General features: G+C 34.3%; 16 protein-coding genes. 11 read left to right on the plus strand and 5 right to left on the minus strand.

All coding sequences use genetic code 11. From position 1 onward, the window contains the following. Positions 1 to 8: 8 nt before the first annotated feature. Positions 9 to 623 (minus strand): LysE/ArgO family amino acid transporter, encoded by a 615-nt coding sequence (locus ACX9TM_RS10300; protein ID WP_001287303.1) that lies wholly within the window; start codon positions 621 to 623, stop codon positions 9 to 11. A 118-nt stretch (positions 624 to 741) separates the two neighbouring features. Between ACX9TM_RS10300 and ACX9TM_RS10305 the strand changes: the two genes are divergently transcribed. Both ACX9TM_RS10305 and ACX9TM_RS10310 read left to right on the plus strand, forming a co-directional pair. Next, on the plus strand, positions 742 to 2184 hold the full coding sequence (locus ACX9TM_RS10305; RefSeq protein ID WP_065382294.1) for an aminotransferase-like domain-containing protein: 1443 nt from the start codon (positions 742 to 744) through the stop codon (positions 2182 to 2184). Between the two features lie 12 nt (positions 2185 to 2196). Continuing rightward, a complete protein-coding gene (locus tag ACX9TM_RS10310; RefSeq protein WP_000816389.1) occupies positions 2197 to 2364 on the plus strand; it encodes a DUF3933 family protein in 168 nt (55 codons plus the stop codon). Positions 2365 to 2476: 112 nt separating this feature from the next. Here ACX9TM_RS10310 and ACX9TM_RS10315 read toward each other — a convergent pair whose 3' ends face one another. Together ACX9TM_RS10315 and ACX9TM_RS10320 are read right to left on the minus strand one after the other, a co-directional pair. After that, complete coding sequence (locus tag ACX9TM_RS10315; RefSeq protein ID WP_000686807.1) at positions 2477 to 3442, minus strand: patatin-like phospholipase family protein; 966 nt, start codon at positions 3440 to 3442, stop codon at positions 2477 to 2479. An 87-nt stretch (positions 3443 to 3529) separates the two neighbouring features. Beyond that, positions 3530 to 3670, minus strand: a complete 141-nt coding sequence (locus tag ACX9TM_RS10320; RefSeq protein ID WP_000540419.1) for a YjcZ family sporulation protein — start codon at positions 3668 to 3670, stop codon at positions 3530 to 3532. A 218-nt stretch (positions 3671 to 3888) separates the two neighbouring features. Between ACX9TM_RS10320 and ACX9TM_RS10325 the strand changes: the two genes are divergently transcribed. The 4 genes from ACX9TM_RS10325 to ACX9TM_RS10340 all read left to right on the plus strand — a co-directional run bounded on the left by ACX9TM_RS10325 (position 3889) and on the right by ACX9TM_RS10340 (position 6750). After that, positions 3889 to 4641 (plus strand): YwqG family protein, encoded by a 753-nt coding sequence (locus ACX9TM_RS10325; protein ID WP_001034844.1) that lies wholly within the window; start codon positions 3889 to 3891, stop codon positions 4639 to 4641. Between the two features lie 150 nt (positions 4642 to 4791). Further along, positions 4792 to 5952, plus strand: coding sequence for a transglutaminase domain-containing protein (locus ACX9TM_RS10330; RefSeq protein ID WP_000520865.1), 1161 nt, complete (start codon positions 4792 to 4794; stop codon positions 5950 to 5952). A gap of 107 nt (positions 5953 to 6059) precedes the next feature. Further along, positions 6060 to 6257 (plus strand): DUF4083 domain-containing protein, encoded by a 198-nt coding sequence (locus tag ACX9TM_RS10335; protein ID WP_001048104.1) that lies wholly within the window; start codon positions 6060 to 6062, stop codon positions 6255 to 6257. 31 nt (positions 6258 to 6288) lie between these two features. Then, complete coding sequence (locus tag ACX9TM_RS10340) at positions 6289 to 6750, plus strand: NUDIX hydrolase (RefSeq protein ID WP_000024999.1); 462 nt, start codon at positions 6289 to 6291, stop codon at positions 6748 to 6750. 49 nt (positions 6751 to 6799) lie between these two features. On the opposite strand, the gene nadE is transcribed toward ACX9TM_RS10340, so the two are convergent. Next, positions 6800 to 7618: an NAD(+) synthase gene (gene nadE / locus ACX9TM_RS10345; RefSeq protein WP_000174901.1), complete on the minus strand. Its 819-nt coding sequence runs from the start codon at positions 7616 to 7618 to the stop codon at positions 6800 to 6802. 270 nt (positions 7619 to 7888) lie between these two features. Between nadE and ACX9TM_RS10350 the strand changes: the two genes are divergently transcribed. The 3 genes from ACX9TM_RS10350 (at position 7889) to ACX9TM_RS10360 (ending at position 11398) form a co-directional block, all read left to right on the plus strand. Continuing rightward, positions 7889 to 9769, plus strand: a complete 1881-nt coding sequence (locus ACX9TM_RS10350) for an FtsX-like permease family protein (RefSeq protein WP_065382526.1) — start codon at positions 7889 to 7891, stop codon at positions 9767 to 9769. 118 nt (positions 9770 to 9887) lie between these two features. Then, positions 9888 to 10175 (plus strand): AbrB/MazE/SpoVT family DNA-binding domain-containing protein, encoded by a 288-nt coding sequence (locus ACX9TM_RS10355; RefSeq protein ID WP_000648324.1) that lies wholly within the window; start codon positions 9888 to 9890, stop codon positions 10173 to 10175. 275 nt (positions 10176 to 10450) lie between these two features. Next, positions 10451 to 11398, plus strand: coding sequence for a serine protease (locus ACX9TM_RS10360; RefSeq protein ID WP_000099762.1), 948 nt, complete (start codon positions 10451 to 10453; stop codon positions 11396 to 11398). Between the two features lie 42 nt (positions 11399 to 11440). On the opposite strand, the gene ACX9TM_RS10365 is transcribed toward ACX9TM_RS10360, so the two are convergent. Further along, a complete protein-coding gene (locus ACX9TM_RS10365; protein ID WP_001259909.1) occupies positions 11441 to 11749 on the minus strand; it encodes an ArsR/SmtB family transcription factor in 309 nt (102 codons plus the stop codon). A 106-nt stretch (positions 11750 to 11855) separates the two neighbouring features. On the opposite strand from ACX9TM_RS10365, the gene ACX9TM_RS10370 reads away from it, so the two are divergent. After that, positions 11856 to 12791, plus strand: a complete 936-nt coding sequence (locus tag ACX9TM_RS10370; protein WP_065382319.1) for an aldo/keto reductase — start codon at positions 11856 to 11858, stop codon at positions 12789 to 12791. Positions 12792 to 12838: 47 nt separating this feature from the next. Beyond that, positions 12839 to 14014 carry an MFS transporter gene (locus ACX9TM_RS10375; RefSeq protein ID WP_001082489.1) on the plus strand — a complete coding sequence of 392 codons (1176 nt, stop codon included), beginning with the start codon at positions 12839 to 12841 and terminating at the stop codon, positions 14012 to 14014. Positions 14015 to 14029: the final 15 nt, after the last annotated feature.

The raw sequence follows: 14029 nt of genomic DNA on the forward strand, positions 1-14029 counted from the left end.
TTCGTTCATTAAGAATAAATAACTTGTTTTAACATATAAAGCGCGACACCCCATATGATGAGACCAGAAAATTTATTTAATAATAAAATTGTCTTTCCGGTTGAGTCTAGTCTTTTTAGAAATTTCCCCGCTAACGCTAAGCTTATAAACCAAATCCAAGAAACGATAATAGTTGCAAGTGTGAAAGCCCATTTTTCACTTCCTATGTATTGAATAGAATTTGTTCCAATTACACCGATTGTGTCTAAAATAGCATGTGGATTTAATAACGAAACGGATGCTGCGAAAAGGATTTGCTTTTTTAAGGGCATACTTTTTTCTTGTTTTACATCGTTGGAAGGGTTACTTCTCCAAATAACAAAGCCCATGTATAGGAGAAAGAAAAATCCAATTATATATAACGAGTTAGTTAGCCAAGAAAAAGTAAGGAGTACAAGGGAGACACCTTGCACTGCAATCAATATGAGTAACGTATCACATATAGAGGCAGTTAATACTACAGGGGCTGCCCTCCAAATGTTTGGTTGGCTCGCACCTTGGTTAAAGACAAAAACATTTTGTACACCTAATGGAATGATAAGTCCAAATGCAAGAATGATACCATGAATAATTGCTTCACTCATCATATTACCTCCTATTTTAATTCATTATGATAGTGTATATTGTATAGAAGAAATGAAAATTTGTATCCATCCATATGGTTGGGGAGGTTACCAACCAAAAAGAATATAAGGTGATATAATGGAAAGATTCGTTTGGAAACCGAATATGTCTCTAGCGACTCCTCTGTATAAACAAATAGAAACGTATATAAAAGAAAGGATCGTTAATGGAGAATGGACCGTTGGAACGAAATTACCTTCACAAAGAGATTTGGCCCATACATTTGGTGTGAATCGAAGCACAATTGTAATGGCTTTCGATGAACTAGTTGCAAAGGGGTACATAGAAGGGAATGGCAGGAAAGGAACAATTGTTGTAAATAATAATGAGAATGCTTCAACTTACGCACCCCCGCCTAATTGGCAGTCTTATGTAGAAACAGGACTTCATTATCCGAATCTCCCAGCTATTCAGGAGATTAATCAAGCTGAATTTTATCCACATGTAATTCGATTAGGAACAGGTGAGCTCGCGCCGAGTCTCTTACCTGAGAAAAAGATGAAAGAAATTATGAATAAGCTTTTAAAGTCAAATGTGAAGCTTGGGTATGAAGAGCCGAAAGGAAATTTTTATTTAAGGGAAAAGATTTCCGAATACTTAAAGGGGCATGGTATATGTGTATCTCCTGACTCTATATTAATTGTTTCAGGAGCAATTCAAGCGCTGCAACTTATCTCTATGGGGCTTCTTCCAAAAGGGGCATCCATCTTATTAGAGAAACCATCCTATTTATACTCGCTTAATGTTTTTCAATCCGCAGGAATGCGTTTCATTGGAATACCAATGGATGAGAACGGTTTAAATACATCATATATTACAAAATATAAGAAGCAATTTAATGCATCTATTTTATATACAATCCCGTCTTTTCATAATCCAACGAACTTTAGTATGAATGCGAAGAAACGAATAGAAGTGATGGAAATATGTAATGAAATTGGATTACCTATTATAGAGGACGCAGTGTATCAAGACTTATGGTTTGATGCACCTTGTTCGAAACCTTTAAAAGCCTATGATAAAAATGGAATCGTACTACATATTGGAAGCATGTCCAAAGTAATTAGTCCAGGGTTAAGAATTGGATGGATTGTTGGACCTGAGCCAGTAATTCAAAGATTGTCAGACATAAAAATGCAAACAGATTATGGTTCAAGCACTATATCTCAGAAAATTGCAGCAGAGTGGTTTACAAATGGTCTATATGATGAGCATTTGCGCTTTGTAAGAAGTGAATTGAAAAAACGAAGAGATTTTATGTTACTAATGTTAGATAAATATCTTCGTGAAATAGCAACTTGGCATGAACCAACAGGGGGATTTTATATATGGGTACATATAAAAGTACCCATTTCATATCGCAGTTTATTTGATAAAGCTCTGCAAGAAAAGGTTTTATTAAACCCAGGTACTTTATATGATAGAAGTGCAAATCAATTTTTGCGCCTATCGTATTCATACGCAACGTTAGAAGAAATTGAAATAGGTATAAAAAAACTTGCACAACTAATGAAAAAGTAAGAGGAGAAAGTAATGAAACAATATGTAATTTGCCAAATGATCAATGGAGAAAAATATTTAGCTGCTTATGCAGAGACGAAGCAAGAAGCGATTGAAAAAGCAGAACTGTTAGGATTAAGAACGGGAAATCGTTACATAGTTATTACTGCAGAGGAAGCCGAAGGGTTAACGTATCCTTAAACAATGTACGAGATTATATAATAATAAATAAGTCTAGTAATATAAGAAATTACTAGGCTTATTTATTATTAAGTTGTTAAACGTTCTCGTATTTATACGCAAAGTAATAATATTATGAGTCAAGTTGACGAAAAAATCGATTTGTCTTTCGATCTTGATTTCCTTTTCTATATTCATCGATATATTGCCTAAAGTTCCAAGCTTGTAAAAATTTATTAGCAGAGTTATAACCAGAATTGTAAAGCCATTCTTTTTCTTCCTTTGTCAGTTCAAAATTAGTACTTGTAATCGTTCCTGTTGGAATTGTAATCGTTCTTGCTTTTGATTCCTTATCTAAATGACGTAAATCATGAGCTTGCATCATTGTTTTAAATAGTCCTTTGAACATGGAAATAGGCTCGTTATAGTGAGCAGGATCAGCTTGAATCTCATCTTTTACAAAATGAAATCCGAAAGTCGGCCAGCGAGGAGCGGTAGGTGAATCGAAGATCCAAATTGGATAATTACTTAGAATTCCTCCATCAACCATATAACAAGGCTGTTTCCATTTTGGAGTTCTCCATTTTACCGGTTCAAAGAAGAAGGGGATTGTACTACTCATTCTTACCGCTTTAGCGATAGAGAAGCGATAATTTAAAAATCCGTAGTTTGGTAAGTCGTCAGGAAAGACAACCATTTTACCATTACTAATATCAGAGGCGATGATTTTGAGTTTGTTTAGATCCGGTAAATCAGTAAATAAATGAACACCTTTTTTTCGAAGTAATTCTTCAATCCATTCTTCTATAAATACATTAGAATATATACCTAGAGTAGTCCATGCACTGAGTCCCTTGCCGATAAAAGGAATTCTATCAATAAAAGTTCTTTTCGTAAATTTATTATAATCAATATCAGTTATAATCGTTTTTAACTCTGAACAAGAATATCCTGCCGCTAGGAGCGCTGCAATAATCGAACCAGCCGATGTACCAGCTACACGTTCCCATTCATAACCTTTTTCGGCTAACGCGCAAATTGCCCCGACATGCGCAATACCGCGCACACCGCCTCCTTCAAAAACACCATCAATCTTCATTAAACATACTTCCTTTCGAATGAAAGATTTAGAAATGGCAAAAAAGCACGTATTGTACGTGCTTTTTTACAATAGTTTTTTAGTTTACTAGCAGCCTACAAAGCCGCCCCAACAGCTAGCTCCGATGATGATTAGAAGGATAAATAAAACGATTAATAAAGCGAAACCTCCGTAACCACAACCGCCGCCACCGTATCCGTAACCACAGCAACTATATCCGTAACCCATGTGGAATTCCTCCTTATATTTAAAAATGAACGAGGGGAAAATGTACTGGAAGAACTAAAGAATTATCATGTTTGTAGGAACAATGTATAGTATGCTTTTTTAAACTTGTTCGCGTACGAAGGATAAGCCCGTTTTTGGGAGGCTTGTTGATTTTGTAAAGAATGAAGTATAATCTTTGTACTATGATATAAATAAGTATGTAAATGTAAGGAGAATTTATGAATAAAAAAATTGAAGTATTAATTGATAAATATGAACTAACACACTTGAAAGAAGAACTTATTAATACTGTATTTCCTTGTATAAAAGTTGTGCCAAAGCAGCAGGGAACTGTTGCGATAGGTAGTTCGAAAATGGGAGGAGTTCCTGATCTACCAGCTTTATTTGAATATCCAAAGCATAAAGGAAATCCACTACAATTTATCGCGCAATTTAACTTAAGTGATTTACAAAACGTTGGTATGGATCACAATCTTCCTAAGACGGGGATGCTGTATTTCTTTTGCATTGAAAATTATTTTGAAGAAAATGTGAATCTAACAGAAGCTGGGCGTGTACTTTATTATGATGTTCCTGTAGAGCAATTACGAAGAGAAAATGAAATACAAGCGAAATATAACCAGTGTGCAATTACTTTTGAACTGACATACAAATTACCAGAACTTTTCATTGAAGATGAGGCTGATTCAGATCGTTTCTTGCAATTACTTGAAGAGCTAATTCCAGATAACTACGATAACCATCAAATGTTTGGTGAGCCATTCTCTGTACAAGAAGAAGTGTTATATGAGACAGGAGAATATATGGGAGTAGACCCGCAGCAAATGACTCTTTTATTCCAAATTGATTCAGATCATAAAAATTGTAATATGGTTTGGGGAGAATTAGGGATGCTATATTTCTGTATTAGTAATGAAGATTTGAAAAATCAACGTTTTGAAAATACATGCTGTGTATTACAAACATGCTAATGAAAAAAGGTTGTTCTTTTAAAAAGAACAACCTTTTTATGTGAATTAGTTAATATGCATAATCTCATATGACCTATACGAAAAAGTATTGTATACTCTGAAACTATACGATACCTTTTCGTATAGTTATAGAATATAAGGAGTGACAAGATGGGAAAGACAAGTAAGTATGTGACAGCTGCCGCACTTTGTTCAACTATAGTAATGGGAGGCTTACAAGCATCATCTGTATCTTATGCAGCTACAAATCCGACTACAGTGACAGCACAATCAGATGTAAAGTTATTAGATGATTTCAGAAAAGAATTAAAAAAACAGATTGATAATCGAGAAGAAAATATTACAATCACATATAAAACAAAAGATAGAAATGCTAGAAATATTATGGATCAATTGTATGGTGAGTTTAATAAAATTGTAGATGCTGATGAGTATGTAAAATATAATGTAGCGTCTACTAGATATTCTATTAAAGGAATGCCAGGGGACTATACGTTTACACTGCAAGTAAAATACCGTGAATCAAAAGAACAAACTCAATATGTAAAAGCTCAGGCGAAATCAATTGTTGGATCAATTGTAAAACCAGGGATGGATGAGCATGAGAAAGTAAAAGCTATTCACGATTACGTTGTTAAGCATGTGTCTTATGATACGTCTTATCAAGCGTATACAGCATATGAAGCATTAGCGAATCGTTCTGCCGTTTGCCAAGGATATACATTATTAACGTATGAGTTGTTAAAAGAGGCAGGTATTCAAAATCATATTGTAACAGGCACAGGAAATGGACAAGCTCACGCGTGGAATTTAGTGAACATTGAAAACAAATGGTATCACCTAGATACTACATTTGATGATCCAGTACCAGATAAAGCAGGGCGTGTAACTTACTCATATTTTAATATGTCTGACGAACAGTTAAGTAAAGATCATGAATGGGATCGTAGCAAATATCCAGCGGCAACTACAAGTTATTTTGGTGAATTAACAAATAAAATAAAAGCTGGTAGCTCAAAGACTGTCGTATATGAGCAGATGTTAAAAGAAACAAATTTACAATACTTATCTGCAGAATACGGAGCAGAAAATTATAATGAATTTAAGCAAAAGTTGCAGCAACAGTTTGCAGCCAAACCAGAAAAAGTAGAAGTACGATATAAGCAGTCCATGGATGGGACGATGCAAGATATAAAGAAAGTATTAAATGAAATAAATTGGCCAAAAGGTGCAAAGCGTGTGTCTTATCAAGTAGCGCCTTATAGTGCATTGGCTGGTTATTCATTGGCGACAATTACATTTACGTATTAAGCAATGAGAAAGAGCATCTGTAAAAGATGCTCTTTTTATATTTGTTGATCACTTTAAAATATTGGGAATTATGTGATAAAATAAAAAGGAGAGGATGTGAATGCTGAATGAACTTGTTCGAAAGTAATATTTTTACATTGATATATACTTGTTTAGTAATCGGACTTATCGTTTTGTTTTTCATATCATTTACTTTGTTTATTAGAAGAGTATTACAAAGCAGCGTTGCAAAGAAACACCACGTGATTAATATGAACCAGAAGCTAGATCGAATCATTGAATTGCTTGAAAAAGATAAGAAATAGCGATAGAAGAGGTATGAAAAGGGGAATGAGAATGGCGAATTATATAAAAGAATTACGTGAAAAAGTAGGACATGATTATGTTTTCTTAAACTTTGCCGGTGGTTGTGTATTTAATAAAGAAGGAGAAGTATTACTGCAAAAAAGAGGAGACTTTAACGCTTGGGGCTTTCCAGGTGGTGCAATGGAGATAGGAGAATCAGCTGCGGAAACTGCAATCCGGGAAATAAAAGAAGAAACCGGGTATGATGTAGAAATAAATGAGCTTATTGGAGTGTATACAAAATATTTTCAATCATATCCAAATGGAGACAAGGCCCAGTCAATTGTGATGTTCTTTTCATTCTCAATAGTTGGAGGTGACAAAAAAGTAGATGGTGATGAAACGTTGGATTTGAAGTTTTTCCCGTTAGACGACATGCCACCGTTATTTTGTAAACAACATGAAGATTGCCTGCAAGATTTATTGGAGAAAAGAGTAGGGGTATATCGTTAACATATAAAAAAGAAGCTAAATGAAGATTAGCTTCTTTTTTATGTTTAATTTATTTCCACCAATCATCAAACATTGACGCTGGTACTTGTCTTTTATGCTCACTCACTGTGTAACGTTTTTCAATTTTCTCTGCAACGTCAGCTGGAACTGCTTTACCTTCTAAATAATCATCTAATTGATCATAAGTAATACCTAACTCTGTTTCATCAGCTTGACCTGGTTTTTCATCTAATAAATCAGCTGTTGGCATTTTTAAGTACAGTCGCTCGTCTGCGCCTAACTCTTGTAATAATGCACGTCCTTGGCGCTTCGTTAATCCCGTTAATGGTAATAAATCTGCACCACCATCTCCGAATTTTGTAAAGAACCCTGTTACAGCTTCTGCAGCGTGATCTGTTCCGATAACAAGTAGCCCTTTTTGTCCACCAATTGCATATTGAGTAACCATACGGATACGTGCTTTCACGTTACCTTTATTGAAATCTGTTAGTGATTCACCCAATAAGTTTTCATATTGATTTGAAAAAGCATCAACAGTTGAAGCAATATCAAATGCAACAGATTGATCTGCTTGAATGAATTGTAATGCTAATTGTGCATCATCTTCATCTTTTTGTACTTTATAAGGAAGACGCACGGCGATAAACGTTGCATTACCACCTTCGTTACGAATTTCTTCAACTGCAAGTTGTGCTAAGCGTCCTGCTAATGTAGAGTCTTGTCCGCCGCTAATACCAAGTACAAATCCTTTTGCACCTGTTTTTTTTACATAATCCTTTAAGAAATCAACTCGTTTACGAATTTCAACTTTTGGATCAATTACAGGCTGAACATGTAATGCTTTCATAATCTGTTCTTGTAATGTCATTATGTTTTCCTCCTATTCATATTAAAGCGGTAAATAAGTTTATATGTATAATGGTACATACTTCTATCCTTTATTATTTCGCAAAACTAACGAATATACAATAGGATGTGTGTATGAATATGAATGTAGTCATTATAAATAAAGTACTACGTATAAGCAATTTTTTTAAACCTTTCAAAAATGTAAGGTTTTTGTCATTTGAATCGATGGAAGGTATTTCCGCACTTTACTAATATAAAAACATAGATAGTAGAAGGGCGGAGAAGTAATATGAACATTAGAGAACTAGCATATCGGAATGTAACCCGAAATAGACGGACATACTCAGCCTATTTTTTGAGTAGTGCATTTGCAATTATGGCCTTTTTTGTGTATTCATTTTTTGCGTTTCATCCGGCATTAAGTGCAGGAGAATTAGGTCAGTACGTATTCGTAAGTATGTCTTTTGCACAGTCTATTATTTACTTATTTACATTCTTCTTTATTTTATATTCGATGGGAATGTTTTTAAAAACGAGAAAGCGTGAACTAGGAATTTTAATGATGCTAGGTATGACGAAATATCAATTAAAGCGTCTGATCTTTTTTGAAAATATTATGATTGGAATAGGGGCAATTATTTTTGGTATTCTTTCAGGTATGTTATTTTCAGGGGTATTACTATTTGTCGCTCCGATGATATTGAAACTAGATATCTCCTTATCCTATTACATACCGATGAAAGCAATTGTTGTAACAAGTATTATGTTTTTCATATTATTTATGATCATATCATTGTTTAGTGCAGGAATGATTCGTAAAAATAAAATTATGAAGTTGTTTAGAGGGTCAGCAGAGGCAAAACCGGAACCGAAAGCATCAATCATTTCTTCAATATTAGCAGTAGTATTGCTTAGTGCTGGCTATGTAGGAGCTCTTCTATCGCATGGCGCAATGGTATTTATTATGATGATTCCTGTTACAACGGTAGTTATTATTGGGACGTATTTGTTGTACAAGCAGCTGAGTGTCTTTATTATTCGATTATGTAAAAAAAGTAAACGTTTCTATTGGACACAGACTAATATTATTACGTTATCAGATTTAGCGTATCGCATGAGAGATAACGCAAGAATGTTCTTTATTGTAACCATTATTTCTACTGTAGCATTTTCCGCAATAGGGACATTAGTCGGCTTCGCATCCATGACGAAAGGGATAATGGAGAGACCAATTGCGTTTCATTACCATTCTAAGCAAGGGAATAGTAACGAATCACAACATATACAAATGATTGACAAAGGATTAAAGAAATATAATATAGCAGCTTCAAAAACTAATATTTCGACAAAGAAAACGGAGGAACAGTCGTTAAGAAGCGCCACTTTTATAAAAGAATCAGATTATAAGGAATATGCAAAGTTAACAGGAGAACCATTTAATACTGTAGCAAATAAAGAGGTTGTATTTTTGTCAGCTGATATACCAGGGCCAGCGATGAAAGAAAGAAAAGAAATTACTTTACCCAATATGAATGAAAGTTTAAAGGTGAAAAAAGTTACTTCATCTTCATTGGGGAAAATATTAAGAGGAAATGTTTATGTAATCTCTAATAATCAATATGATTCATTACAAGATGGATTTATAGAGACAAAAGATTATATGTATAAAACTGAAAGAACGAAAGATGAGATTGAAATTGGTAAAGAGCTTACGCATCAAATTAAACCGTATCAAGAACAGTCAACGTTTAGTGCGGAAGAGTACGAACAAAACCAAAGTTTACAAATTGCAGGACCGATTTTATTTGTAGGTTTCTTTATTGGTATAGTATTTTTCGTTTGCGCAGGAAGTTTCCTTTACTTCCGTTTATTCTCCGATTTGGAGGATGATGTTCGCTTGTTCGAAATGATTCGAAAAGTTGGATTGACGAGTAGGGAATTATCGAAGGTAGTTACAATTCGATTGGCGCTTTTATTCTTCGTTCCAATTGGTGTTGCAACATTACATGGGGCAGTAGCCTTAACGGCGTTAGGGCAAATGTTTGAGTACTCATTGTTTAAAGAAAATACAGTTGTATTAAGTATTTTCATAGGTATTCAAGTTGTATACTTCTTACTTATAAGATCCCGTTATGTAAAACAATTGAAAGAGAGATTACGTATGCATTAAATGTGTTTTTTTAACTCGAGTACAAAATTTTCTAAAAAGAGGCAAGTATTGCCAAAAAGTGATAAAATGGAAAAAGCGAGGTGAAAAAAATTAATAGAGAGAAAGGGGGGGGAGAAATATGAAAGCAACAGGAGTTATTCGAAAAGTAGACGAATTAGGACGAATTGTTATCCCTAAAGAATTACGCGATGTATTGGGAATACAAATCAAATCACCGCTTGAAATTTTTGTAGAAGCAGATAAAATCATTTTACAAAAATATCAACCTTACAATGCTTGCCAAATCACAGGTGATGTTTCAGAGCAGAACATATCATTAGCAAATGGAAATATTACTGTTGGGATAGAGGGAGCGGAATATTTAGTAAAAGAAATAGAAAAGTTTTTAAACAAGAGTGAGGTTTAGTCTTAATTTATATTATTTTTCAAATTACATATCATTCTTTTAAAAGACTGTAAGAGGACCATTAATTGGTCCTTTTATTTTGGTTATTAGTTGAATGACCCAGGCTGTTATTTCCTATAAATCATAGGGGAAATACAAAAGTAGTATAGAGTTAGTAAATGATGTTGAGAAATATTTGAAAAGAAGGAAAACAAAAAGAATAAAACGAATGTTACATTTACACGTATTCAAAAGTGGTCTGAAATGAAAATAATACATTTTCAGGAGGGATTACGATGAGTAGTACAGTGAATAAACAAAAAGGTATACAATTGATTCCATTTACCGTAAATAAGGTTGTAGAACAAGTAAATGAAATTCCACCAGGTGTACAACTGATTCACGCTCCGCAAGTATGGGGAAAGAGTGTGAAGGGGCAAGATGTAGTCGTTGCCGTATTAGATACAGGGTGTGATACTAATCATATAGATTTAAAAGATCGTATTATCGGCGGAAGAAATTTCACAAAAGATTATGAAGCTGATCCAAATGTGTATCTTGATAATAACGGACATGGTACTCATGTCGCGGGGACGATTGCAGCAACTGAAAATGGTGTCGGTGTATTAGGAGTTGCACCACTTGCTAAAATGTTAGTATTAAAAGTTTTAGCGGGAGATGGTTCTGGAAGTTACGAGCAAATTATTGAGGCAATTCATTATGCTGTAAATTGGAGAGGGCCGAATCAAGAGAAAGTGAGAATTATTTCAATGTCACTTGGTGGTCCGCAAGATGTTCCAGAATTACATGAAGCAATTCAAAATGCGGTAAAGCAGGATGTTCTCGTCGTATGTGCTGCTGGGAATAATGGAGATTGTAATGATAATACAGAGGAACTAGATTACCCAGGTGCTTACTCGGAAGTAATTGAAGTCGGCGCTGTCAATTTAGAACGGAAAATCACATGTTTTAGTAATTCAAATCAAGAAATTGATCTAGTAGCGCCAGGTGATGAAATATTATCTACGTATCCAGATGGGAAATATGCAGTGTTAAGTGGAACTTCCATGGCGACGCCGCATGTTGCTGGAGCGCTTGCCTTGCTCATTAAACAGTGTGAGCAAGAATACGGTCGAAAGTTATCAGAGCCGGAAATATATGCACAACTTATTAAAAGAACTGTACCTTTAGGGTATGAACGTACATCCGAAGGGAATGGATTATTAGATTTATTAAAAGAATAGAGAATACTAAAAAAACATTTCATATTCATATGAAATGTTTTTTTAATATGGCTCTGTCGCATGTAATACAACTTGTAATAAACCTGGGAATCTAGCATTTAAATCTTCTTCACGAATTGAAATGAAACGTTGTGTTCCTTCAAGGCGCGTGTACATAACACCTGACTCACGTAAAACTTTGAAATGGTGAGATAAAGTTGATTTCGCAATAGGGATGTTTAAAGCACCACAAGATTGTTCACTTTTCTCTAGTAACATATTTACAATTTGTAAACGAATTTGATCGCTAAGTGCATATAAGACAGAAGAAAATTGAATTTCTTCTCGATTTGGATGATAGAGTGTACGCATATTTCACCTACTTGTATAAGTTAAGATATTTGCACTATAACATATAAAGTGGTATATTTCTATTGTTCGAAAATATTCGAACAATAGAAATATAGGGGGAGAAAAAATGAAGTATACAAAATTGCAAAAGGCAGGACTAAATATTTCAAGGCTGGGTTTAGGTACAAATGCAGTAGGGGGACATAATTTATATGTTGATGTGAATGAAGAAGAAGGAAAGCGATTAGTAGAAGAAGCTATTCAGCAAGGGATTACATTTTTTGATACAGCAGATTCATATGGTTTCGGTAGATCAGAGGAATTAGTAGGAGAAGTATTAAAGGGAAAACGTCATGAGTTTATACTTGCTACAAAAGGTGGAATTCAACCGTTGTTAAATGGAGAAACTTATATTAACAATGAACCAAGTTACTTAAGGAATGCTGTGGAAAATAGCTTAAGAAGATTACAGACTGAATATATTGATTTATATTATTTACACTTTACAAATCCTGAAACAAGTTACATAGATTCAATCGGAGAGCTTACTCATTTAAAAGAAGAAGGGAAAATTCGTTCAATTGGAATATCGAATGTAAACATAGAACAATTAAAAGAGGCGAATCAACATGGTCATATAGATGTTGTACAATCTCCATACAATATGTTAGAACGTACAGCTGAGGAAGAACTGTTGCCGTATTGTATAGAAGCGGGTATTTCATTTATTCCATATGGGCCTCTTGCTTTTGGAATATTAGGCGGAAAATATACAGAAGATTTCAAATTAAATGAAGTCGATTGGCGTCAAAATGTAAATCTATTTGAAGAAAATACATATAAGAGTAATTTTAAGAAAGTGAATAAGTTAAAAGGGCTAGCGAAAGAAAATGATATTGAAGTGTCTCATTTAGCGTTAGCATGGTTATTAAATAAAGAAGGAATTGATACTGTTATACCTGGTGGAAAGCGGGCAGAGCAGGTAAGAGAAAGTGTGAAAGCGGTAGACGTTGCATTGAATGAAAGGGTCATGAAAGAAATCCAATCTATTTTAGAAGATTAGTTAAACAGAGGGAGAGTACCCTCTGTTTATATAAGGAGAAGGTCTAAATGAACAGAGTACTAGCTGTATTTTTTATGATAATGTTTATGATCGGTACAGATACTTTCTTAATTTCACCACTGTTGCCGACATTACAACAGGTGTATCATGTTTCAACTGAGTTGTCAGGATGGATGGTGAGTTCGTATGCTTTAGGGTATGCTGGATTTGCGCTTATTGCTGGTCCTATATCAGATGGATTAAACAGAAAAAAAGTGATGGTACTAGGTATGAGTTTTTTTGCAATAAGTACATTTTTTTGTGGAATTGCACCGAGTTTTTTATGGATGCTAACATTTAGATTTTTAGCAGGTGTAAGTGCAGCTTTTGTATCTCCACAAGTGTGGGCATCCATTCCGATTCTTATAGAGAAAAAGCAAATTGTGAAAGCAATTGGGGTTGCAACAGCAGGGTTATCAATCTCTCAAATTTTAGGGCTGCCACTGGGAGCTTATTTAGCAACGATACATTATACAATCCCATTCTATTTCATTGGTATATTATCAGCACTACTTGTCATTCTTATTTATGTTGTATTACCAGAAATACAGTCGGTTCATATAGGTGGAAATAAAAAAGCGATTTTACAGCGTTATAAACAATTACTTACAGATTCAAAGGTTTCACTTTCTTATTTTGCATACTTTGTTTTTCAAACCGGAAATTTTGCTGCATTTTCATTTTTTGGTGTATGGCTTTCCATTCAATTTGGCTTACAAGTTCATGAAGTAGGTACAGCTATGCTCGTATTAGGGTTAGGAAATTTAACTGGTAATATTTTTGGTCCTAGAATCGTAAATAAAATTGGTTATAACCTTTCTTTCTATGGTGGAATTATATTTACAGCAGTGCTATATGTATTACTTCCACATGTAAAGAACATTGTATTGGTGGAGTTATCGTTCTTTGCTTTGTTTTTTTGGACAGGAATTTTGTTTGTATTAATGATGAGGCACTTACAAAACATATCTAGTGTAGCAAGAGGAACAGGAGCCGCGCTTGCAAATGCTTCTATGTACATTGGTCAAATGATTGGTGCGGCAATAGCTGGAATGTTATTTGCAATATCTCACAATTTTATCCTTATAGGTAGTTTTACAGCGTTACTATATATAGGAGCTTTATTTTTGTTTAGAAAAAGTGAAAAACTTACTGAAAATAGTGAAACAGGAATCGCATCATAAAGCTTGTATAAATAT

It is taken from the genome of Bacillus sp. LH1, from assembly GCF_057924895.1.